The organism is Paenalcaligenes sp. DL 463 (assembly GCF_057475185.1).
Map to the genome: position 1 here is coordinate 1,929,353 of NZ_JBYBKX010000001.1, position 21,953 is coordinate 1,951,305.

General features: G+C 49.1%; 20 protein-coding genes and 1 tRNA gene. 9 read left to right on the plus strand and 12 right to left on the minus strand.

Annotated elements, in window-relative coordinates; genetic code table 11:
* Positions 1 to 93: 93 nt before the first annotated feature.
* Entirely contained in the window at positions 94 to 1,431 is a 1,338-nt protein-coding gene (gene argG, locus AC2UZI_RS09255) for an argininosuccinate synthase (protein WP_486943517.1), read from the minus strand.
* A 188-nt stretch (positions 1,432 to 1,619) separates the two neighbouring features.
* Here argG and AC2UZI_RS09260 point away from each other — a divergent pair, with 188 nt between their 5' ends.
* The gene (locus tag AC2UZI_RS09260; protein WP_486943518.1) at positions 1,620 to 2,096 is read left to right on the plus strand and encodes a hypothetical protein; all 477 of its coding nucleotides are present in this window, start codon (positions 1,620 to 1,622) and stop codon (positions 2,094 to 2,096) included.
* Between the two features lie 6 nt (positions 2,097 to 2,102).
* Here the strand turns inward: AC2UZI_RS09260 and AC2UZI_RS09265 are convergent, their stop codons facing one another.
* From AC2UZI_RS09265 to hemN, 3 genes are all read right to left on the minus strand, one after another.
* Complete coding sequence (locus tag AC2UZI_RS09265; RefSeq protein WP_486943519.1) at positions 2,103 to 2,600, minus strand: HPP family protein; 498 nt, start codon at positions 2,598 to 2,600, stop codon at positions 2,103 to 2,105.
* A gap of 146 nt (positions 2,601 to 2,746) precedes the next feature.
* Complete coding sequence (locus tag AC2UZI_RS09270; RefSeq protein WP_486943520.1) at positions 2,747 to 3,985, minus strand: NAD(P)H-dependent flavin oxidoreductase; 1,239 nt, start codon at positions 3,983 to 3,985, stop codon at positions 2,747 to 2,749.
* A 92-nt stretch (positions 3,986 to 4,077) separates the two neighbouring features.
* The gene (gene hemN, locus AC2UZI_RS09275; RefSeq protein WP_486943521.1) at positions 4,078 to 5,511 is read right to left on the minus strand and encodes an oxygen-independent coproporphyrinogen III oxidase; all 1,434 of its coding nucleotides are present in this window, start codon (positions 5,509 to 5,511) and stop codon (positions 4,078 to 4,080) included.
* A gap of 219 nt (positions 5,512 to 5,730) precedes the next feature.
* Between hemN and AC2UZI_RS09280 the strand changes: the two genes are divergently transcribed.
* The 8 genes from AC2UZI_RS09280 (at position 5,731) to AC2UZI_RS09315 (ending at position 14,327) form a co-directional block, all read left to right on the plus strand.
* Positions 5,731 to 8,646 carry a monovalent cation/H+ antiporter subunit A gene (locus AC2UZI_RS09280; RefSeq protein ID WP_486943522.1) on the plus strand — a complete coding sequence of 972 codons (2,916 nt, stop codon included), beginning with the start codon at positions 5,731 to 5,733 and terminating at the stop codon, positions 8,644 to 8,646.
* The gene (locus AC2UZI_RS09285; RefSeq protein WP_486943523.1) at positions 8,646 to 8,993 is read left to right on the plus strand and encodes a Na+/H+ antiporter subunit C; all 348 of its coding nucleotides are present in this window, start codon (positions 8,646 to 8,648) and stop codon (positions 8,991 to 8,993) included. The genes AC2UZI_RS09280 and AC2UZI_RS09285 overlap by 1 nt, the downstream gene beginning before the upstream one ends.
* The gene (locus AC2UZI_RS09290) at positions 8,990 to 10,636 is read left to right on the plus strand and encodes a monovalent cation/H+ antiporter subunit D (protein ID WP_486943524.1); all 1,647 of its coding nucleotides are present in this window, start codon (positions 8,990 to 8,992) and stop codon (positions 10,634 to 10,636) included. The genes AC2UZI_RS09285 and AC2UZI_RS09290 overlap by 4 nt, the downstream gene beginning before the upstream one ends.
* Entirely contained in the window at positions 10,633 to 11,121 is a 489-nt protein-coding gene (locus tag AC2UZI_RS09295; RefSeq protein WP_486943525.1) for a Na+/H+ antiporter subunit E, read from the plus strand. Before AC2UZI_RS09290 ends, AC2UZI_RS09295 begins: the two co-directional genes overlap by 4 nt.
* Positions 11,118 to 11,399 (plus strand): K+/H+ antiporter subunit F, encoded by a 282-nt coding sequence (locus AC2UZI_RS09300; protein ID WP_486943526.1) that lies wholly within the window; start codon positions 11,118 to 11,120, stop codon positions 11,397 to 11,399. Before AC2UZI_RS09295 ends, AC2UZI_RS09300 begins: the two co-directional genes overlap by 4 nt.
* Complete coding sequence (gene mnhG / locus AC2UZI_RS09305) at positions 11,396 to 11,827, plus strand: monovalent cation/H(+) antiporter subunit G (RefSeq protein ID WP_486943527.1); 432 nt, start codon at positions 11,396 to 11,398, stop codon at positions 11,825 to 11,827. The genes AC2UZI_RS09300 and mnhG overlap by 4 nt, the downstream gene beginning before the upstream one ends.
* Positions 11,828 to 11,962: 135 nt before the next feature.
* On the plus strand, positions 11,963 to 12,427 hold the full coding sequence (locus AC2UZI_RS09310; protein ID WP_486943528.1) for a hypothetical protein: 465 nt from the start codon (positions 11,963 to 11,965) through the stop codon (positions 12,425 to 12,427).
* Between the two features lie 316 nt (positions 12,428 to 12,743).
* On the plus strand, positions 12,744 to 14,327 hold the full coding sequence (locus AC2UZI_RS09315; RefSeq protein WP_486943529.1) for a TerC family protein: 1,584 nt from the start codon (positions 12,744 to 12,746) through the stop codon (positions 14,325 to 14,327).
* Positions 14,328 to 14,374: 47 nt separating this feature from the next.
* Here the strand turns inward: AC2UZI_RS09315 and AC2UZI_RS09320 are convergent, their stop codons facing one another.
* From AC2UZI_RS09320 to AC2UZI_RS09355, 8 genes are all read right to left on the minus strand, one after another.
* Positions 14,375 to 15,406 carry a sensor histidine kinase gene (locus tag AC2UZI_RS09320; RefSeq protein WP_486943749.1) on the minus strand — a complete coding sequence of 344 codons (1,032 nt, stop codon included), beginning with the start codon at positions 15,404 to 15,406 and terminating at the stop codon, positions 14,375 to 14,377.
* Positions 15,407 to 15,519: 113 nt separating this feature from the next.
* Positions 15,520 to 16,194, minus strand: a complete 675-nt coding sequence (locus tag AC2UZI_RS09325; protein ID WP_486943530.1) for a response regulator — start codon at positions 16,192 to 16,194, stop codon at positions 15,520 to 15,522.
* A gap of 142 nt (positions 16,195 to 16,336) precedes the next feature.
* The gene (locus AC2UZI_RS09330; protein WP_486943531.1) at positions 16,337 to 16,807 is read right to left on the minus strand and encodes an ExbD/TolR family protein; all 471 of its coding nucleotides are present in this window, start codon (positions 16,805 to 16,807) and stop codon (positions 16,337 to 16,339) included.
* Positions 16,807 to 17,682: a MotA/TolQ/ExbB proton channel family protein gene (locus AC2UZI_RS09335; protein ID WP_486943750.1), complete on the minus strand. Its 876-nt coding sequence runs from the start codon at positions 17,680 to 17,682 to the stop codon at positions 16,807 to 16,809. The genes AC2UZI_RS09330 and AC2UZI_RS09335 overlap by 1 nt, the downstream gene beginning before the upstream one ends.
* A 12-nt stretch (positions 17,683 to 17,694) precedes the next feature.
* The gene (locus AC2UZI_RS09340) at positions 17,695 to 18,561 is read right to left on the minus strand and encodes an energy transducer TonB (protein ID WP_486943532.1); all 867 of its coding nucleotides are present in this window, start codon (positions 18,559 to 18,561) and stop codon (positions 17,695 to 17,697) included.
* 105 nt (positions 18,562 to 18,666) lie between these two features.
* Positions 18,667 to 19,737 (minus strand): sulfate/molybdate ABC transporter ATP-binding protein, encoded by a 1,071-nt coding sequence (locus tag AC2UZI_RS09345; RefSeq protein ID WP_486943533.1) that lies wholly within the window; start codon positions 19,735 to 19,737, stop codon positions 18,667 to 18,669.
* A gap of 420 nt (positions 19,738 to 20,157) precedes the next feature.
* Positions 20,158 to 21,252, minus strand: coding sequence for a porin (locus tag AC2UZI_RS09350; RefSeq protein ID WP_486943534.1), 1,095 nt, complete (start codon positions 21,250 to 21,252; stop codon positions 20,158 to 20,160).
* A 567-nt stretch (positions 21,253 to 21,819) separates the two neighbouring features.
* Positions 21,820 to 21,895, minus strand: a tRNA-Val gene (locus tag AC2UZI_RS09355).
* Between the last annotated feature and the right edge of the window lie 58 nt (positions 21,896 to 21,953).

A 21,953-nucleotide genomic window follows, 5' to 3' on the forward strand; every position in this document is an offset into this window, starting at 1 on the left:
GGCTTTTTTACGGGTAACACAGTGAGGTAGGCGCTATAGAACATGAAGAGTGCCCTGTTACCTGCAGCACTCTTTGCCTAATAGCTAACGCAACTACTCTTCACTTTTAAGCTTAGGCATTTCCGCACCACCACCATCAGATAGCAACCCTGCTTGAGCATAGGTGAACAACTTGGAGCGTGTATCAACAATGTCCATATTACGCATCGTAAGCTGCCCAATGCGATCTCGTGGAGAGAAGGTGTCATCACCCTCTTTCTCCATGGTCAAACGCTCTGGTTTGTAACTAAGGTTAGGTGACTCGGTATTTAATAACGAGTAATCGTTACCACGACGTAACTCGATGGTGACCTCACCCGTAATAGCACGAGCCACCCAACGTTGCGCTGTTTCACGCAGCATAATGGCTTGGGGATCAAACCAACGCCCTTGGTATAACAAACGGCCTAAGCGTAAGCCATTCATTCGGTACTGCTCAATTGTGTCTTCGTTATGAATGCCAGACACTAGACGCTCGTAAGCAATATACAGCAGGGCCAGACCTGGAGCCTCGTAGATACCACGGCTTTTTGCTTCAATAATACGGTTTTCAATTTGATCGCTCATGCCTAAGCCATGGCGACCACCAATACGATTGGCTTCAAGCATTAACTCGACAGGGTTAGCGAACTCTTTGCCATTTAATGCAACGGGCTGCCCTTCTTCAAAGCGTACCGTAACCTCTTCGGCTTTGACTTCGACATCGTCACGCCAAAACGCCACACCCATAATCGGGTTCACAATCTTAATGCCGCTGTTCAAAAACTCTAAATCTTTAGCCTCGTGCGTTGCACCCAGCATATTCGAATCGGTTGAATACGCTTTTTCGGAAGACATTTTGTAATCGAAGCCATGCTCTTGCATGTACTCCGACATTTCAGAGCGCCCGCCCAGCTCGTCAATAAAGAGTTGATCTAGCCATGGTTTATAAATGCGCAACTGTGGGTTAGTTAATAAACCGTAGCGATAGAATCGCTCGATGTCGTTTCCTTTGTAGGTACTTCCATCGCCCCAGATATTCACATCATCTTGCTTCATCGCGGCAACCAGCATGGTTCCTGTCACAGCACGGCCGATAGGCGTCGTATTGAAATAGGTAACGCCTGCCGTAGAGACATGAAAAGCACCGCTTTGTAATGCCGCAATCCCTTCGGTAACCAACTGGTGTCGACAATCAATAAGACGAGCCTCTTGTGCACCATAATTAAGCGCTTGGCGAGGGATGACGTCGTAATCGGACTCGTCAGGTTGGCCCAAGTTCGCCGTGTAGGCGTAAGGAATGGCTCCTTTATTACGCATCCATAGTATGGCTGCACTGGTATCAAGGCCCCCCGAAAAAGCAATACCTACTTTTTGGCCTACTGGTAGAGATTCAATAATTGTTGTCGTCATTTGAAGGAATTTGGGTCGCAGTAAAAAGACAATAGTCTATTATATAGTCCCTGCACGCATACATACAGCCTTGGACAGGTTCTCGGCACATAATAGATGCGTTAACGTAGGTTAAGCGGCATAATGTGCCCTTATTTTTTGCGTATTCTGATTTTTAGGTGCTGCGGCCCTTTAGCGTTCACACAGGCATGAGTCTTTTTAATCCCTCGTCAGAGCTTCAATCCTATACCCTGCAGCAGCTTCGTGCCGCGACCCAAGCAGGAGGCGTTGCCAGTGTTGTGCTTAAAGGCCAAGGGAATGGGTTTTTTATACTAATTCATACACGTAGCGCTCAAACGGCCATTCTGGTAACCGCCCGCGGGCGACAACCCAGACAGTTTAAAAGCCCAATTCAAGCTTTTAGCGTATTACGAGATATGGGGATTATGGTGGGTAGTTTCGACCTTGCTCAATATTCGCCAGAGCAACACGAGGCGCCCCTTTTGCAGCAACAAACTCAGATCGCACCCGAACCCGATGTGGATTACACATGGAAAAATTTAGTGCACAAAATCAACGATAGTGCGCAAGGCACCTTTGACGAGCCTGAGTTAAAAGTCGACGATAAGCACGCCAAACAACTCTATGGTCGTCTTAATGGCCTAGGCGCAAAGCCAAGCAAATAGCAGTGCCTACCACCAATAGCGCGGCCAGCGTACAGGCCTACCGATATTATTAATTAACATGGCAAATAGCACCAATACCACAGCGCCCAGCAAGACGGGAAACACTAAATAAGACCAACCCATATTCATACTTAGCAGAACCACAATTGGATTTCCGCCAGCCGGAGGGTGTAAGGTTTGCGTTGCCATCATTAATACGATTGACAGCCCCACTGCTAAGCCCATGGCAAAGTGGCTATCCCAATTCAACTGAAAGAAAATCAGTCCAACCAACGTCGCCAGTAAATGCCCGCCAATCACATTGCGTGGTTGCGCCAAAGGCGCATCAGGAATGGCGAAAAGCAATACACACGTAGCACCAAAAGCTGCCATTAGTAGTTCGTATCCTGTTACTGCACTCATCCATGCAATTAACGCAATTCCGACCGTGCTACCTACCAACGTCTTGAGTAATTGAGCACCATTCGGCTTAGGCAAACGAGCCACCGGCATATTTTTAGACACTACTATCCTTATTCGCTGACAATTGAGAGCGAACATAATAGGATAAGGAAAACGGCCTGTCCAATACGGATCGCACGTTAAGCGCTACAGATCCGTTATATGCGCGAGTAACATCGCTGTCGCTTGTCTACGCCGCTAAACGCGGTTTACGTCAAACTCGGTTGAGAGGCGACAGACGACACAGCATGATTGACGGAGGCAATAAGCGGCCTTACCCCATTCAGCATATACTCCATCAGCTCGCGCACTGAGCGAATCGTTTCCCCAAAAGGCAAAGGCTCGGTGCCGCGGAAGAACAGACCCCGCTCTACGTCGCCCTCAAGCGCATAGGCCAATTGACGATCGATGCAAAACTGACCGCTTTTTGCCACGCCGTCTCGCAAACCACAATGCGCTAAACAGTCAAAACCCTCACTGCATGCACGAGGTTGCGCGACATCTTGCAACCGTTGCTGCTTATGCAAATAAGATGCTAACCAAGGTGTCAACACCGCCCGAGCGGGTAAGCCTGCCACGCTCATGAACGTAACGGTGTCTTCCGCTTTTGCTTGGGCTAGAACACGTTTAAAGTTAGGGTGGGCATCGCACTCTTGGGTAACCGCAAAAGCCGAACCCATTTGTACAGCACTCGCACCCAGCGCTAACAACGCCTTTAGTTGATCAGGTGAATGAATTCCGCCTGCCGCAATGAGGGGGATATTTTCACCCTCAAGCCCCAAGTTCTTAAACACCTCAAGAGTGCCTTGAATCGCCACCTCGAATGTGTAATTCGGATTATCCATGGCGTCTGTATTAGGTAGTCCAAGATGACCGGCGGCAAACTTAGGATTCTCAATAACAATCGCGTCAGGCAAACGATTTTTTCGCATCCATTTGCGTAACACCAACTGTATCCCTCGCGCGTCAGACAAAATAGGGATCAACGCGACATCAGGATGGTCAACGGTCAACTCAGGCAGATCAAGCGGTAAGCCAGCACCCACTACAATCGCATCGGCGCCACTTTCACATGATTGCTTCACGTACTCTGCATACTGCGAAACGGCTCGCATGATATTGACGGCTACCGCACCTTTGCCCTGAGAAACTCGCTTGGCTTGCTGGATTTCTCGATCTAACGCCTCAAGATTGGCAACATTAATGAGGTCTATATCTTTGGTTTTGTGGGTACGCTGCATCAGATCAGGGTGATGCCTACGCAAATCCACGCTCGATATCGTTCCCAGAGCACCTAATGCAGCGACGCTGCCTGCCAATCGATGGGCAGAGACCCCAACGCCCATACCCCCTTGCACGATAGGCAAGAGTTTTTTCCCTCGTATTGTGAACGGCTTCAGTACGGTTTCTACCACTGGGCTTCCTTTTACTTGATTTGAATACGACATATGCGTCTAACTATGCCTAACAAAACAACCAACACAGTTAACCCAAATCAAAGAAACCCTTCGACAATAAAAATAAAAGCTAAAACTTTGTTTTAGATCAAACGCGAGTACGTGGCCTCGGTGCGCTTTTGTAAGAAACGGTCAAAAACCATACTAATCGCTCGTACAAATAAACGCCCTGACTCGGTAATGCGTATCGCCTCCGTCGTGATCTCCACCAAACCGGCCTCCACAAAAGCGCCTAACTCTGTAAGCTCTGTGGCGAAGTACGCTTCAAAGTCGATGTCATAGGTATCGCTTAAAGACTGAATTTGCACCGGCATCGCGCACATTAAAGCCATGATAATGTCGGCACGTAACGCATCATCTGCGTTCATGTTGTAGCCTCGACTGGTAGGCAATATCTGCTGATCAATTAACTCAAAATACGCTTTCAGCGAACGCACGTTTTGCACATGCGTTCCCGCTACTTTGCCTATTGCGGAAACACCAAAACCAATAAGATCACTGTCAGCACGAGTGGTGTAACCCTGAAAGTTTCGATGTAGGCTCTGGTCCATCCTAGCCAAACTGAGCTCGTCATCGGGCAAAGCGAAATGATCCAAACCAATATAAATGTAGCCTGCATCTAAAAGGCGTTCGGTGGACATTAAGAAAATCTGTAATCGGGTTTCAGCGTCCGGTAAATCGACTTCATTAATTAAGCGTTGGGCTTTAAAGCGCTGAGGTAAATGCGCATAGTTATAAAGCGCAATACGATCAGGTCGCAGCGAAATTAGAGTATCAAGAGTATGGCTAAAGCTGTCTACGCTCTGCTTCGGTAACCCGTAAATCAAATCAGTATTCACAGACTCGAAACCAACGCTACGACTTGTGGCAATGGCGCTGCTAACCATTTCCAAAGGCTGGATTCGATGAATCGCCTGTTGAACTTGGGGATCAAAGTCCTGCACCCCGAAGCTGGTGCGATTAAAGCCTATTTTTGCCAAATGGCTTAGCGTCTCCGCGCTTACTGTACGAGGATCAATCTCTACGCTAATTTCAGCATCATCAGAAAAAACAAAATGCTCTCGCACCGTCTGCATCAATGTTTCTAGTTCAAGCTGGCTTAGAAACGTGGGCGTTCCACCCCCAAGGTGTAGCTGTCCCGTCAATCGTTCAGGCCCTAGATAAGCAGACACCATTTTGATTTCACGAATGAGATAATCAAGATAGTGGCCTGAGCGACTCCGGTCCTGCGTAATAATCTTATTACAAGCACAAAAATAGCAGAGCGACTCACAGAACGGCAGGTGGAAGTACAAAGACAAAGGACGAAGCTCAACCGCATTATGTCGTCGTTGTAACTGCGCTATATAGTGATCTTGCGAAAAGTCGTCGATAAAACGATCAGCAGTGGGGTAAGAAGTGTAACGGGGTCCAGAACGATTAAAGCGACGTATTAAGGTCTCGGACACTGGCAAACGGGCCATTGCGCCCCCTGATTGAGAAGCGTCAAACGTGGACGCCAAGGTTTCACGACTCATTAGAGACTCCGTCACAACAACACTATTACTCGCCCACCCATGGGCGCTTCATCTATTGTGAGCCTTTAGTGAGTCTCTTTTATTGACCTGAATCAATGCACTTTAAAAGCTTTTTAAAAAAAATAGCCGATATTATGCTGAATTTATCAGGAAATATCGTATTATTAACACTAACTATTTCAACCCCACCCCTCAACCAACTAGAATCTTCGGAGCCAGATGTACTTGCTCGTGATCTTAGCGCTGCCCTTTATTGGTGGTCTGCTTTCCTCCCTGCTTCCTGCCGACTCTCGAAAACTTCAAGCCCCCTTAGCCGGTCTAGTGGCACTGAGTTGCGCCTTTTTAACGCTTCAGTATTTCCCTGCCATTGCGCGCGGGGAAATTATTGAAATATCAGCCCAATGGATACCCGCACACGGCATTGATTTCAAGTTGCGCCTAGACGGCTTCGCTTGGCTATTCAGTATGATTATTAGTGCAATGGGCGCACTTATTGCTCTGTATGCCCATTACTACTTATCCGCCAAGGACCCCTCGCGCCGCTTCTACGCTTTTCTGCAAATTTTCATGGGTGCTATGCTGGGTGTTGTCATTTCAGGCAATATCATTCAGCTTGTCGTATTCTGGGAATTGACCAGCCTGTCTTCCTTCATGCTGATTGCCTACTGGTACCACCGACGCGATGCTCGCCGTGGGGCCAGAATGTCGCTAATTATCACAGGTGGTGGTGGGCTGTGTTTATTAGCCGGCGTGCTAATGATGGGACAAGTTACCAACACCTACGATTTAGGTGAGATTTTACAATCGGGTGATTTAATTCGAAATCACCCTTGGTACCCCATTCTTTTGCTGCTGTTTGCCCTAGGTGCGTTGACGAAAAGCGCTCAGTTCCCCTTTCACATTTGGTTGCCCCGTGCGATGGCGGCACCCACACCGGTCTCCGCTTATCTACACTCAGCCACCATGGTGAAAGCTGGTGTGTTTTTATTGGTGCGCTTTTGGCCTGTCATGTCTGGTACGCCAGAATGGACATGGATCATCGGTGGGTCTGGACTGATCTCCTTGGTTTTAGCCGCATATCTGGCGACTTTCCAACGTGATATGAAAGGTGTTTTAGCCTATTCAACGATTAGTCACCTAGGCCTTATCACCATGCTGCTAGGTATGAACAGCCAGATGGCGTTGGTCGCAGCAATCTTTCATATCATGAACCACGCAACGTTCAAAGCCTCGTTGTTCATGGCCGCAGGTATTGTGGATCACGAAACCGGCACCCGAAACCTGAATCGCTTATCGGGCTTAAGACATGCCATGCCAATTACGGCAACGTTAGCCTGTGTTGCGGCCGCAGCAATGGCTGGGGTTCCTCTGCTTAATGGTTTCTTATCAAAAGAGATGTTCTTCGCTGAGACCCTGCAAGCCTCGGATGGCAGTCTGTTCGACAGCATCATCCCGTTAATTGCTGTCATTGCTACGGCATTCAGCGTCGCTTATTCGCTGCGTTTTGTTGCCCAAGTCTTCTTTGGCCCCCCCACAACCAATTTACCGAAAAAACCTCACGAACCACCACTACGCATGCTAATTCCAAGCATGATTTTGGTACTAAGCTGCCTAATCGTAGGCGTCATTCCTCAGTACACTGTCGCCCCTTTCTTACATGCTGCCGCCTTTTCTATATTAGGCCCGCAGATGCCTGAATACAGCCTGCACATTTGGCACGGTTTCAACTTACCGCTAACCATGAGCATTCTGGCTTTACTGGGTGGGGTATTACTGATCTTCGTACTGAATAACTATCGTCAAGGTCGCTCTGATCGTGCCCCCATTCTTTATCGTTTAGATGGGCAGCGCATTTTCGAAGGGATCATTAAACGTATAGAGTCCTTAGCTGACGTGCTAATCGGCAAAACGTATTCACCGCGATTACAACGTCAAGTGCTGCTCATTTTAATCGCAACCATCACGGTGGCTGCACTACCGCTGATGCGCGGAACATGGTTAGCACCTAGCGAGTTCACTCCCTTAGACCCACTATTCGCTCTCATGTGGCTAGCTGGGGCGGCCTGCGCCGTGGGTGTCGCGTATCAAGCAAAATACCATCGTCCTGCGGCATTATTGCTTGCCGGCGGCGCGGGTTTAATTACCTCGCTAACCTATGCTTGGCTCTCCGCGCCCGACTTAGCCTTAACGCAACTGGCCGTAGAGGTCGTAACCCTAGTGTTAATTTTGCTGGGCTTGCGTTGGTTACCTGCTCGTCTACCTACCGCTTCAAGTTCAGGCAAAGCCCACGCCAAGGCCATCAGTCGTCGTACCCGCGATATCATTATTGCGGTATTAGGCGGTGCAGGCCTGTCTGCCTTAGCATTTAGCGTACTTACCCGCCCCCACCCCGAAGGCGTGTCGCCCTTCTTAGTTGAACAAGCACTGCCTCTGGGTGGAGGCTCGAACGTCGTTAACGTGATTTTGGTCGACTTCCGAGGCTTTGATACCTTTGGTGAAATTACGGTATTGGGGATTGTTGCCATCAGTGTTTACGCGCTGCTACGTCGCTTCCGCCCACCCGTGGAAACCATACGTACGCCATTAGCACGTCGCCAAAATCAAAGCGATCACGCTAATACGGTCTTTGAAGAGCCTGATCCCGATCAACTGCTGCCCGAAGGCATCATGAAGCTTCCTGCCGTACTTGTGCGTCTGTTGTTGCCCACGGCTGCATTGATCTCCGTGTATTTCCTGTTACGTGGACACAATCTGCCCGGTGGTGGTTTCGTCGGGGGCCTAATCATGGCCACGGCCATTATTCTGCAATACATGGTCGGCGGCATCGTTTGGGTTGAGTCTCGTCCATTGATACAACCGCAAACGTGGATTTCACTAGGTATGCTAACGGCGGGTGCTGCGGCAATGCTGGTGTGGTGGTATGGAAAGCCCTTTTTGTCTGCACAAAGTTGGGATTTCCACCTTCCGATAATTGGCGATATACACACCTCAAGCGCACTCATTTTCGACATCGGTGTGTACATGCTAGTCATTGGATCAACCATTTTGATGTTGATCGCTCTAGCTCACCAGTCGCTGCGTTTCTATCGCAAGCTACCCTCTGCACCGCAAAAAAACAATTCGAGTGATTCATAATGGAAATCGTTTTATCTCTTGCCATTGGTGTGCTTTCAGGATCAGGCATCTGGCTACTACTACGCCCTCGTACTTTCCAAGTCATCATGGGCTTGTCCTTGGTGTCGTATGCCGTTAATTTGTTTATTTTTAGCATGGGACGCATCACACTGGGTGCACCACCGGTCATACAAACAGCCTTAGGTGGGGACGCCAGTAACTATGCTGATCCCTTACCACAGGCTTTAGTCCTTACGGCCATTGTGATTGGTTTTGCAACAACCGCTCTATTCCTCGTTGTGTTACTGGCTAATCGCGGCCTAAGTGACACCGACCACGTGGATGGTAGAGAGGAGCACGAGTCGTGAATAGCCTGCAACACCACCTACCTATTCTGCCCGTACTGATTCCGCTTCTTACCGCGGGATTGATGCTGCTATTACGAGAAACGAGTCGTAAGGTCAAAATTGCCCTAGGCATTATTTCGTTCACCTTGCAATTCATCGTGGCTACCCGCCTACTGGGCTTAGCTGATGGAAGCATTGACAGCCTATGGCCCGACGGCGTGGGCGTCTATCTACTGGGCGACTGGCCTGCTCCGTTCGGTATCGTGATCGTAGTGGATCGTCTCTCTGCCATTATGTTGGTGCTTGCCAATATTCTGGCCATTGCCACCTGGGTTTACGCTTGTGCCCGATGGGATCGAGTCGGCGTTCACTTTCATTCCTTATTCCAGCTATTACTGATGGGCCTGAACGGCGCGTTCCTAACCGGCGATCTGTTCAATCTGTTTGTTTTCTTCGAAGTCATGCTAGCGGCATCGTATGGCTTGATGTTGCATGGATCAGGTCGAGCACGAGTTAACGCTAGCTTGCACTATATTGCCGTCAACCTCATCTCGTCATTCTTATTGCTCATTGCTATCGCTCTTATTTATGGCGTTACGGGCACACTGAACATGGCGCACCTAGCAACGCAAGCCGGAGCTCTCTCTGGGCCTGATCGCTTATTATTTGAAGGGGCAGCAGCCGTACTCGGTGTGGCCTTTTTAATTAAAGCGGCAGCTTGGCCTCTTAACTATTGGCTAGTCGATGGCTATGCGAACGCCAGCCCACCCGTGGCCGGCATGTTCTCCATCATGACCAAAGTGGGGATCTACGCCCTGTTGCGAATCGGCTCGTTATTAGAGCCCTCGGGCGCGCCAGCCGCCTTTGGCGGAGCTTGGATGTTTCCTGCCGGTATCGCGACATTGATTTTCGGCTCTATCGGAATGCTAGCCGCCCATCAAACACAACGCATGGCCAGTTATTGCATCATACTGTCTTCGGGTACCCTGTTAGCCGCACTAGGCATGCCTGGTGTCATTTTGACCGGCCCCGCCCTGTTTTACATGCTCAGCTCGGTTTTAGCGTTGGGCGCCTTCTTTATGTTGCTAGAAATGATTGGTCGGGCGCAAAGCTTCGCCTCTGATTTCCTAGCGGCAAGCCAAGAAGCCTTCGAGTTAGACGACCCTGACAATGACGAGCACAGTGACTCCGTCGTAGGCATCGCCATTCCAGCAGCGATGGTATTTTTAGGCATGAGCTTCATCGCGTGTGCGCTGCTAATCATAGGCTTACCCCCCCTGTCCAGCTTTGTCGCTAAAGTGTCGATGCTATCCGCTGCGCTACAAACCTCGCACGCCGTGTCCGCCTCCTCCACCAATGCATGGATATTTACCGCTTGCGTATTGATCTCAAGCTTCATTGGTATCGTCGCGTTATCCAGAACTGGAATTCGTTTGTTCTGGGCTTTCAGTGATATCAGTGTGCCGCGCTTACGCCTTAGCGAAGCGCTGCCCGTTGCTGGGCTGATCACCGCTTGTATCGTTTTAGCGGTTCGCGCAGGCCCCATTACAACCTACTTAGAAGATACCGCTCGTTATCTGGACGAACCTGATTCTTACGTCAATGCTGTCTTATTCAAAGACGCCGTACGTGTTGTTAACATGGGTGAGAGTCATACACCATGAAAAATAAATTAACGTTTCTGTATTTGCCCGTTTTTTTACTGGGCCTATGGCTACTGCTCAATAACACACTTTCCATTGGGAGCATCGCGCTGGGGCTAAGCTTAGGCGTGCTCTTAACCATTGCGGCTATGCCTTTCAGGCCACTACGCGCTGCCGCAAAGAAACCGCTAACGGCGCTAATACTTACCGGTAAGGTTGGGTGGGATATTATTAAATCAAACGTCGCCGTCGGTGAAATTGTCTGGAAAGGCGACAACTCTGGTGCCACGCCCGGATTTCTCGACATTCCACTCACAATCACCGACCCGCATGGCCTGGCCGCTCTAGCGTGTATTGTCAGCTACACACCAGGAACCGTGTGGTCGGGTTACAACGAAAACACCAACCTTCTCACCTTGCATGTATTGGATCTAAAAGACGAGCAAGAGTGGCTAGATACGATCCAAAAACGTTATCAACTTCCACTCATCGAGATTTTTGAATGAATGGCTTAATTTACTGGTCTAGCACCTTTGCCTTGGCGTGTTTCATCGTCGGGGTTCTTATCAGTACCTACCGTCTTCTTACCGGCCCGACGGCCGTTGACCGCGTCCTTGCGCTGGACACCATGTATGTGTGTGGCTTATTAATTTTGCTGGCACTCGGTATCCGTTTTGATTCGCGCTTGTATTTTGATATGGGTCTTTTAATTGCGCTATTTGGCTTTGTAGGCTCTGCAGCCATGGCTAAATTCTTGTTACGTGGTGAGGTAATCGAACCATGAGCGAACTACCATTATGGATTTCCATTCCAGCCAGCTTACTCATGATACTGAGCGGCATTATTACCGTAACGGGTGCACTAGGACTGATACGCCTTAAGCACTTTTATAGTCGAATTCATGCACCCACCTTAGGCAATACCTTCGGGGTATTTTGCATGCTGATGGCTATGGTGATTTTGTTCTCATCGCTAACTAGCCGGCCTTTCTTGCATCCGCTATTCATTACTGTGTTATTGGTCATTGCCACACCCGTTACGGCTATCTTCTTAATGCGCGCAGCCATTAAACGCGAACTAAATCAGCGTCTTGCCGATTACGCGCCCGACGAGCCGGGTTACATGGAACTACCTTATAAAACAGGTGGTACAAGCGAGATTCGTGACGATGGCAAACCGGGTAGAACAGAGCATCCATTAAACCCGAGATAAACCCGTTACCAAGCGCGCCATCGTCACGCTTGGCAAGTGTGGCAATACACCCTTACTTATCATTACACCTCTCACGTTTATACTCGACTCATCACATTTGAATTCACGCGATTAATTTTTGAAGGAGTTCGTTTTATGCTTACTCAGCTCACGCCCTCGCTAACCAAGCTTGCTGCAGCCAGCGTTTTTGCCTTAGCCAGCACTGTGTCTTTTGCACAAACGACAGCCCAACCCACTTCGAACAGTTACCAGCAGCAGTTACAGCACTGCCAGACATTAACTGGAGAAAGTCGCGCTACCTGCCAACGTGAAGCCGGTGCAGCACTCAGCGAATCGCGCAAAAATGCGCTAACGACCAGCGGTGCTAACTTCGATCAAAATCGCACTCAGCGCTGCGCTGCCTTGCCCGCGAATCTTCGCGAAGACTGCGAGGCCCAAATGCGTAACGAACACGAAACTCAAATATTCGGTTCCGTAGAAGGGGGGGGCGTATTGAGACAAACCACCATCACCATTCCGGGTGAAACCTATTACCCAGAGCCCACCATCATTGTTCCTAAAACTGCCGACCCCGCTTTACGCGATCTAAGTCGCCCTTAAGAAATTAGGACTTTTACGTACTCATCACTTTTTTAAGACGGTGATGAGTACGAATGCATATATTTTCTCAATAAACCGCTATACTGGAATCGTTTTAAACTCTTTTATGTTCTCATGAGACGTTTCATCGTCATAGCACGCCCTGTTTCCCACACGGCTACTACCCCTTCGCTTTTAGCTCGGATTTCCCACTCTCTCTGCAACGGTCGTCTCTACTCTGACCGGTACACCTCTCACCTCGCCAACCCGCTTTGGCTCTTAGCGCCTGCTCTACGCAGCAGCGTAACTTTTTCTCGCACACGGACGACTCGATAAAATGGAATGGCTTGCCGACCCCAGCATTTGGGCTGGATTATTGACTTTGGTAGTGCTAGAAATTGTTTTAGGAATAGACAATTTAATATTTATCGCCATTCTGGCCGAGAAACTACCGCCTCACCAACGCGATAGGGCCCGCTTGATTGGCTTGTCTTTAGCACTGATTATGCGCCTTGGGCTACTAACGGCCATATCATGGCTAGTCACGCTGACGAACCCGCTATTCAATGTGGGGCCCTTTGTCTTTGCTGGCAGAGACCTGATCCTGTTAGCAGGGGGCCTGTTCTTACTCTTTAAAGCCACCAGTGAACTGCACTCGCGTCTGGAAGGGCCTGAGCCACAAGTTACCCAAAGCAAGGTTTACGCTAGTTTTGGCGTTGTCGTTACGCAAATCGTCGTGCTCGATGCTGTGTTTTCCTTAGACGCCGTTATTACGGCTGTGGGTATGGTTGAGCAGCTTCCTGTAATGATGGCCGCCGTCATCATTTCGATTGGACTGATGATTTGGGCTTCAAAACCACTGACGCGTTTTGTTAACGCCCACCCCACTGTCGTGGTGCTGTGCCTAAGCTTCTTGCTCATGATTGGTTTGACACTGACAGCAGAAGGTCTGGGTTTCAAAATTCCTAAAGGCTATCTGTATGCAGCCATTGGTTTTTCGATACTAATCGAGTTTTTCAATCAGCTGGCTCGCCGCAGTGTACAGCGCAGTCAAGCGCGCATCCCCATGCGCGACCGCACGGCTGATGCTGTCATGCGTATGCTGGGAACGAAAATCGCTGAAGACTCAGACACTGACATCAATGCGAACGATGCCGAACAAATAGAGCAACAAGACGCCTTTCGTACCGAAGAGCGAAACATGGTCAGCGGTGTGCTAAACCTTAGCCAACGCCCCATCCATTCGCTCATGACACCACGAAATGAAATCACCTGGGTCAACTCGCAAGACAGCACCGACGACATTCGACAGCTTTTACGCGAAACACCCCATAGCTTTCTGCCCGTCTGTAATGGCGAAATTGACCAAATTATCGGCGTCGCAAAAAGCAAAGACTTACTTGCTGATCTGGTACCCGACGAATCCATTGCCAATTGGCCGGGGCTACGTGCACCGATTGTTGTGCACGAACACACCGACGTTTTACTGGTGATTCAAACCTTGAAACAATCTAAGGGGCAGTTTGTATTGGTGGCAGACGAATACGGCGCAATAGAAGGGTTACTCACACCCATTGATATATTGGAAGCTATTGCTGGCGAGTTCCCAGATGAAGACGAACTGCCGGCGGTACGTCACGTCGACGAGAACGAATGGATTGTAGAAGGCAGCACCGATCTGTTTCATCTCGCTCAGGAACTTGCGTTACCAAGCCACTTAGCCATCGTGCGCAACTTCAATTCGGTTGCAAGCTTTCTTTTAGAGAGCCTCGATGCGTTACCTAAAGAAGGCGATGTGGTGGAAAGCGAAGGCCTGCGCTTTGAAATTATCGAAGTGACTGAACGTCGTATCGTCTACGTACGCGTAAACAAGCTTGAATACATTGAAGATGAAAGCGAGACAGAGGACGACAACGAATAGCCTTCGCTAACGGTTCATCAATAATGTATTTCGACAACGCAGCGCTTTTACGTGCTGCGTTGTCGTTTTAAATGGGTGCCAATGCGAGGCCCTGGAAAGACCACACTAATACGCGTCCCATTCACTTCAGGACGACTCTTTAGCGTGATCCACGCACCATGCACTCGCGCAATTTCATGAACGATAGCTAGCCCTAAACCCGAACCTGAATTCACCGATTGCTGAGTATCAGACGAGCGGTAAAACGCGTCAAACACACGAGTCGAATCATCAATACTAATACCGACTCCTTCGTCTTCGATGGCTACTGATGGTGGGTTATTTGTAATACCTAAGGTAATGACCTTGCCTTGTGCACCGTAACGTAAGGCGTTATCAATCAAATTGGCCAATAACTCTTGAAGCAATACCGGATTCGCATCAATCCATACCGGCGATTCCGGCGCAATTAACTGCAACGACACGGCTTGGGCACGTGCAGCAGGTATCCATTCTGCGCCCACACTACGCGTCCATTCGCACAAATCCAAACGCACAAAACTATCACTAGGACTAACTGAGGCGTCGGCTCGAGCCAGCACAAGCAATTGCTCGCCTAAGCGGATCATACGGTCAGAAATCAACTTAATGCGCTCTGCTCGCGCACGCGTATCGTCAGAAAGTTCTTGTGCGAGCATCAGCTCGGACTCAAGACGCAAGCTACTTAACGGCGTACGAAACTGATGAGCCGCATGCCCAATGAAGCGCTTCTGGGCTTGCAAGGTGTCATCAAGGCGCAGCAGCAAATCATTAAAATGTGTGGTTAAAGGCAATAACTCGGTAGGCAAACCACTGGGATCTAATGCTTGAAGCTCATCAACCTCACGTTCGTTAATTTGCTCGCTAAGATCGTGAATGGACGCGAGCCCACTTCGTAGGCCTCGTACCAACACCCACGCAAACAAGGCCACCAAGGTAATTTGGGTTAAGACCATCGTCCAAAAAATATCACGCAGCACCCACTCTTCGATGCTCATCTTACGTGTTAGTACCCACGTGACCGTTAAATCCAACGCCACCAGTAAAGCGATAGGCGGCATCAAACGCACGACTAAATGTAGGGCTAGGCTACCGCGCTGCCAATACTGTGTTAATCGCCCTACCCCATGCGCTGTAGACGTGGCCTCAGATAACTGGGTGGAGGGTGGCCTGCTCATGACTGCGTGTCCACGTCCAACACATACCCGAAGCCACGTACCGTTTGTATACTGACCACCGTTCCTTCCAGACGCTTTCGTAATCGATACACATAGACCTCAACCGCATTCTCACTAAAATCGGCATCCTTAGCGGAAAGCGAGCCCACGATTTGCTGTTTGGTCACCACCTTTCCTGCCCTGCCCATCAGCATTTCCAAAACGGATAGCTCACGAACCGATAAGCTAATGCGCTCGTCGTTTACGCGCACCTCGCGCCCCACCATATCAAACACCAATGGCCCGACTTCTAAACTAGACGTAGCATGCCCTACTCGGCGACGGGCAAAAGCACGCACTCTGGCAGCAAGCTCCGCTAATTCGAAAGGTTTAATCACGTAGTCATCAGCGCCTGCATCTAAACCCGCCACACGATCCTCTAGCTCATCACGCGCCGTTAAGATAAGCACGGGTACCTGAAAGCCAGATTTACGCAACGCTTTCAACACTTCTAGCCCACCCCTGACAGGCAGATTCAAATCCAGCAATAACAAATCGTAGCTGACCGACTCTACCGCTGCCTCGACCTCACCGCCATGCTGAAGCAAATCAACCGAATAGCCCTGATTCGACAAAAACTCCTGCAGAGCCGGCCCTAAACTTGGGTCATCTTCTATTAATAATAATCGCATAGTCTCATTCTAATCCGACACTTTTCAACGCCGATCGCAGCGCGTAAATCGACATAATACCGTCTAAAAAGTAAAACACCCCAATGCACAGTCGCGAACCATGCATTGGGGTGTACGTTTACTGCCGAATTAGTGTGACTATTTAAGGCGCAGCAGTGGCTGGGCTGGACTGGGGCGCGGAGGGCTCCCCTTGCGCCTTGCTATCAGGACGAGTTACAAAACCCAACCTCGCCATGCCCGACGCTTTGGCTTGGCTCATTACTTGAGCCAACAACTCGTAACGGGTATCTTGATCGGCTCGGATGCGAATCTCGGGCTGTGGTGTTTCACTCGCATACGGTGACAACACCTGAGAAAGGTCTTCTAAGGCAACCAGCTCGTTGTTCAAGTACAGCTGACCATCAATCGTCACGGCTAAATCTAAGGTCTTCTGCTCGTTCTCTACAGGCTGCGCTGTGGCCTGTGGCAACTGCACCTTGATACTGTGCGTTAACAGCGGGGCCGTAATTAAAAAGATAACCAACAGCACCAACATCACATCGATCAGAGGCACCATGTTGATTTCAGACATGGTGGTGGTTGAGTTCCGATTATCAAATGTTCCAAACGACATTACTCTCCTCCAACGGGTTGTCCAGCCACGCCAAAGGAAGGCTCAACGGTTGGCGTGTTGCGTGGAAGATAACCTTTAGCATCTGACACTTGCTGACCTGTGGTTAGGAATGTAAACAAATCATGCGCAAAAGCATCAAGCTGAGATAAGTAAACACGATTAGTCCGAACAAAAGCGTTGTAAGCCAGTACAGCAGGAATCGCTACCGCCAAGCCCAGACCCGTCATAATTAACGCTTCACCCACCGGACCGGCGATCTGGTTAAGTGCCACCTCTTCCGACAAGCCAATGTTAATAAGCGCGTGATAAATACCCCATACCGTTCCGAACAGCCCCACAAACGGAGCGGTAGAACCCACCGAGGCAAGCAAAGTAAGGCCGTTCTCTAGTCGAGCGGTCTCTTCATCAATCACCTTGCGCATAATACGCATCACGAAAGACTCCGTGGAACCCTTTTCTTCTAGCTTTAAGGCTCCGTACTTCGCATGATGCCCTCGTGCATGAATGGCATGACTGGCTAAATGAGCAAAAGGCTCGGTTGCACCATGCGTGGAAATTTCATTCTCAACCTGCTCTAAGGAGCTGGCTGCCCAAAACTCGCGTAAAAATTTCTTGGATTTACGTTTCAATCGGTACGATAAAAACGTTTTCACAAAAATAAGATACCAACTTGCCAAGGACATTAAAGCCAGAACCACAAACAAGCTTTTTCCCACCCAATCACTTTGTCCAATAAAGTGCATCATGCCCGTGGAAGCAGCTTCTTGCGTCATCACTGGCACGTTAGGCGCAGCATCCATGAGAGCTTGCGCTTCAGCAGTGCTTGCACTAACTTGTGCTAGCCCAAAAAACGCGCTTTGTAATAGGTCCTGCATCATTGAAACATCCTATAAAACGAAATCGAATGGAATGTCAGCCAGTGCGCGATATGCAACACCGTTTTCCGTATATGGTTTAAATCTGGCTTTGCGTACAGCACTGAGCGCGGCCTCATCAAGGCGACTGTGTCCCGAAGACGAGCGCACCGTTGTTTCTAATACCCTACCCTCGGTAGAAATCAGTACACGCACAATGACTCTACCCTGCTCTCTACGTCGCTCAGAAGCTCGAGGATAAATAGGCTGGGGAGGACGCCCTAGATAGTTAACCTGCCCAATAACGCGAGGCTTACTAGGGTCGATCGCTTTCGCCATTTTGGGAGCCCCCACAGTATCCGGCTTCATTTCCGACGTATTCGGTGTGGAAGGCTGAGCAGCCTCTTTTTTCGGAGTGGGTTTGGGCTCGGGCTTAGGCTGAGGTTTCGGCTCTGGCTTAGGCTTAGGCTTAGGCTTTGGTTTGGGCTTAGGCTCTACCACCGGCTCTGGGATAACCGGATCCTCAACAATCGGCTCAGGTTCAGGTTCGGGCTCTGGATCGGGTTCCGGCTCAACAATAGGTTCAGGTTCAGGCTCGATAATCGGTTCGGGTTCGGGCTCGGGTTCTGGTTCTGGTTCTGGTTCTGGCTCAATAATAGGCTCAGGCTCGGGTTCGATATCGGCTTCTGCCAGTTCGGGCTCACCCAGCTCTAGCTCTGGCATTTCAACCAAACTGACCCCAACGACTTCCTCTAAGGAAGGTTCACCCACAAGTTTGGGTTCGTTCTGAAGCACTAAAGCAGCAAATACGCCAGCATGCAAACTTAAAGCAATCGTCAGGCCCGTTGCCTTCAAAAACCAGCGGGGCCGATCTGAATAGTTGGTAGGTGGTTGCTGCATAATTACGATTATCAAGGTAGGCGATTTGCTCTGACGGACGAAGAACCGCAAGCTAATAGCGCATGATAACAGTAATGCTAACCATTCTCAATAAGAAAAGAAGCGTTAAATAGGAAAGGCTTTAAACTTGCGCGGAATCGCTGTCGCAGTGGCCCCCAACGCTAAATTTAGATTCGACCACGTCATCTGGTCGAACTCGGCTTCCCAGGACGGATCGCCATTCGGGAGGCTAAGCTCAACCCGCACTAAACCACCTAAAGGCACCACACGCTCGATCGCAACAACGACGCCATCAGGATGCTTACCTTCAATAAGACGCAAATCATGTGGACGAACAAAACCCACCGCCTCACCCGTACCTTCACCGATAACACTTCCATTAAGTGGACTTGAGAAGTCGCCTAAACTGGGGTCTGCAACGAAGCGGGTACTGCTTAGTCGACCAGGTAAACGGTTAGCCGCGCCGAGAAACTCGTAAACAAAGGGTGAAGCCGGTAAATCGTAGACATCTTGCGGCCTACCCTCTTGTTCTACACGCCCTTTGTTCAACACCACAATTCGGTCTGCGACCTCAATGGCTTCTTCCTGGTCATGCGTAACAAATAAGGTGCTGATGTTTAACTCATCGTGTAAACGTCGCAGCCAACTACGAAGCTCTTTTCGTACCTTGGCATCCAACGCACCAAAAGGCTCGTCAAGCAATAACACGCTTGGTTCTACCGCCAGTGCTCGGGCTAAGGCAATACGTTGGCGTTGCCCCCCTGATAAGGCAGCGGGATAACGATCGCCCAACCAATCCAATTGCACTAATTCGAGTAGCTCTTGAACACGGCGTTTAATTTCAGCTTCTGCGTAACGCTCGCGTTTAGGCTTAACTCGTAAACCAAAAGCCACGTTATCAAATACCGTCATGTGGCGAAATAACGCATAGTGCTGAAACACAAAACCAACTTGGCGCTCTCGTGTACCCACAGAGGCCACATCATTACCGTTAATAAGGACGTGCCCTTCATCAGCCGTTTCAAGCCCAGCGACAATGCGCAATAGCGTGGTTTTACCGCAGCCTGATGGGCCCAATAACGCCACTAACTCGCCTGGAGGGAAATCAAGTGTCACGTTTTCCAAAGCGGTGAAATTACCAAAGCGCTTCACTAGATTTTTTACTTCAATACTCATTCAATACTCTCCAGACACGGCCATATTCTATTAACGCATTTTATGCTGTTTAAGTTAGATAGTAACGCTATAACGCCAACACAAACCCCGTACGACAGTGATGGAGCAAGCAAGCGAAGCTGCTAGTACCTGATGTACTGCTATAACTCGTGATAATCATGCCAAACAAAAACGCCAAAGCTAGTGCAAGCATTGGCGTTCCGTTCACTCGCGCTCACGCGAAAACATGCAACGTTTAAGTTTAACAAGGCTTAAACATGAAGCTAACCAATTATTGGTTAATTGTTTATAGCTACCACGCATCAACCTTATTGGTCCTAACGAATAAAAAAGGCCTGAGCACGGTGCCATACCGAGCTCAGGCCTTAATTTCTTACCAACTAATCAACTTTTTTATTAGGATCTAGCCATAAAACGTCTTTAGAAGTCGTGCTTAATACCCACACCTACGTTGTTACCATGACCGCGACTGCTGACGGAGTCTCTGAAGTAGGCTGTGTAAAGCTGGGTACGTTTGGACAAATTATGCTCGTAAGCCAATGCCCAGGTATTGCGACGGTCTCTTTCAGCGCCGCTCGTTTTAGTGTGAGCGTAGGAAGCCAAAACAGCACCGGCTTGCCCTGTAGGCACGCGCACACCCACCTGACCGCCATTTAGCTTCACGTTAGAGCCAAACTCGCGCGTATTGTGGATGTTCTGGTACTGACCATACACCTTAAACGATGAAAAGTCGTAAGCCGCACCCGCTAAAATAGCGCGCTGGCTAGACAACGACGTTGCAGAGCCATCACTTATGTCACCCGCGTTAGAATTGAAGTTAACGCGCTGTACAGCAAGCGTTGCACTGAATGGGCCGCTAAAGTACAAAACGTTTCCACCCACTTTTTGAGCGCCATTTTCTTTCTCTTCAACGCCCAGTGATCTGTCAGCAGAACCCCGCGCATACTGCAAATTAAAACTTAAACCACCAAACTTCGGTGAGCTATAAAGTACCGAGTTGCTCCATCCGGAGTCACCGATAAGTTGCGCTCCCGCCTGACCGTTATTCGCGTAGGTATGGAATACCGATGGCGAGAATGTGAATGATCCACCTAATGGGTTAAACAAGATAGTGGAAATAAAGTAAGGCGTCGTTGTACGACCTGCTACCAAACGACCATAGTTATCGCTATCTAAACCAACGTAAGCACTTCGTGCGAAGAAGGTGTCGCCGTTAAAACGCCCCATTGAGCCGGTGTTCAGGCGCATGTAGGATTCAAGCGCAAAAACTGCTCTTAAGTTATTGCCTAAGTCTTCGCTACCACGCAAACCAAAGTAAGACGTTTGCATACCGCCAGAACCTGTCGTACCGGAGCTTTCAGCACCAATAGGCTTAGAGCCACCCGCCCAAACGTCAGCTGTACCGTAAATACTAACGGAACTGTCAGCAAATGCAGGCATAGCCACCAACACTGCACCGGCTAGTGCCGCCGTAACGGCTGTTTTTTTAAATTTACGAACTTCTATTTTTTTCATTATGAGTATCCCCTTAACCCTTAATTGTTATGACTTGTCTTAATGAGCAGCATTATTGACTGCTACTTAATATAGGTAGTGGCCACGATTTGGATAATGTCTTAGTTATTAATACCCAAATGTTGTAACGCATTACACATGAAAAAGATTATCACAAAGAACAACCACGCCAAGCGCTACAAATATTTGTGATAGGGGGTATATAAAATGAAATATAGTGGAATCACTCCACAGATTTGCTTCATGGCAAGAAGTCTAGACTTAGCGCTTTAACCTTTAATCAAAGATACGATGGCCATTAGCCTTGTGTAACAAAGCTTCGCGAAGAACAGAGACAGAACAAATCAGCTTGAACCGTTAACTATGCATTGAACAATAAAAAAACCAATGCCAATAGCAATAGTAATAACCCTTTGTCGCTGAGATCGATTAAAGCCGCTTAAAAACAACGCTTTACATGCATTGCCAAATAAAGGCTTTGGTTTGTTATGCGCACAACCACCGAATTTAGACGAAAAAAAAGAGCTTAGCCTAAACGCTAAACTCTTATTTTATAAACCAAACAAATGGTGGGTGCTGAGGGGATCGAACCCCCGACCTACGCCTTGTAAGGGCGCCGCTCTACCAGCTGAGCTAAGCACCCATTTATTCAGTTACTGTGGTGTGGGATTAAAAAAGAGCCTAGCACTATTGGCTAAGCT

What these genes read in the sequence shown, in the direction of transcription:
- argG (WP_486943517.1), bottom strand. Translation starts at nt 1,431, where the DNA reads ATGACGACAACAATTATTGAATCTCTACCAGTAGGCCAAAAAGTAGGT.
- AC2UZI_RS09260 (WP_486943518.1), top strand. Translation starts at nt 1,620, where the DNA reads ATGAGTCTTTTTAATCCCTCGTCAGAGCTTCAATCCTATACCCTGCAG.
- AC2UZI_RS09270 (WP_486943520.1), bottom strand. Translation starts at nt 3,985, where the DNA reads ATGTCGTATTCAAATCAAGTAAAAGGAAGCCCAGTGGTAGAAACCGTA.
- hemN (WP_486943521.1), bottom strand. Translation starts at nt 5,511, where the DNA reads ATGAGTCGTGAAACCTTGGCGTCCACGTTTGACGCTTCTCAATCAGGG.
- AC2UZI_RS09280 (WP_486943522.1), top strand. Translation starts at nt 5,731, where the DNA reads ATGTACTTGCTCGTGATCTTAGCGCTGCCCTTTATTGGTGGTCTGCTT.
- AC2UZI_RS09285 (WP_486943523.1), top strand. Translation starts at nt 8,646, where the DNA reads ATGGAAATCGTTTTATCTCTTGCCATTGGTGTGCTTTCAGGATCAGGC.
- AC2UZI_RS09295 (WP_486943525.1), top strand. Translation starts at nt 10,633, where the DNA reads ATGAAAAATAAATTAACGTTTCTGTATTTGCCCGTTTTTTTACTGGGC.
- AC2UZI_RS09300 (WP_486943526.1), top strand. Translation starts at nt 11,118, where the DNA reads ATGAATGGCTTAATTTACTGGTCTAGCACCTTTGCCTTGGCGTGTTTC.
- mnhG (WP_486943527.1), top strand. Translation starts at nt 11,396, where the DNA reads ATGAGCGAACTACCATTATGGATTTCCATTCCAGCCAGCTTACTCATG.
- AC2UZI_RS09310 (WP_486943528.1), top strand. Translation starts at nt 11,963, where the DNA reads ATGCTTACTCAGCTCACGCCCTCGCTAACCAAGCTTGCTGCAGCCAGC.
- AC2UZI_RS09315 (WP_486943529.1), top strand. Translation starts at nt 12,744, where the DNA reads ATGGAATGGCTTGCCGACCCCAGCATTTGGGCTGGATTATTGACTTTG.
- AC2UZI_RS09320 (WP_486943749.1), bottom strand. Translation starts at nt 15,406, where the DNA reads ATGCCGCCTATCGCTTTACTGGTGGCGTTGGATTTAACGGTCACGTGG.
- AC2UZI_RS09325 (WP_486943530.1), bottom strand. Translation starts at nt 16,194, where the DNA reads ATGCGATTATTATTAATAGAAGATGACCCAAGTTTAGGGCCGGCTCTG.
- AC2UZI_RS09330 (WP_486943531.1), bottom strand. Translation starts at nt 16,807, where the DNA reads ATGTCGTTTGGAACATTTGATAATCGGAACTCAACCACCACCATGTCT.
- AC2UZI_RS09335 (WP_486943750.1), bottom strand. Translation starts at nt 17,682, where the DNA reads ATGCAGGACCTATTACAAAGCGCGTTTTTTGGGCTAGCACAAGTTAGT.
- AC2UZI_RS09340 (WP_486943532.1), bottom strand. Translation starts at nt 18,561, where the DNA reads ATGCAGCAACCACCTACCAACTATTCAGATCGGCCCCGCTGGTTTTTG.
- AC2UZI_RS09345 (WP_486943533.1), bottom strand. Translation starts at nt 19,737, where the DNA reads ATGAGTATTGAAGTAAAAAATCTAGTGAAGCGCTTTGGTAATTTCACC.
- AC2UZI_RS09350 (WP_486943534.1), bottom strand. Translation starts at nt 21,252, where the DNA reads ATGAAAAAAATAGAAGTTCGTAAATTTAAAAAAACAGCCGTTACGGCG.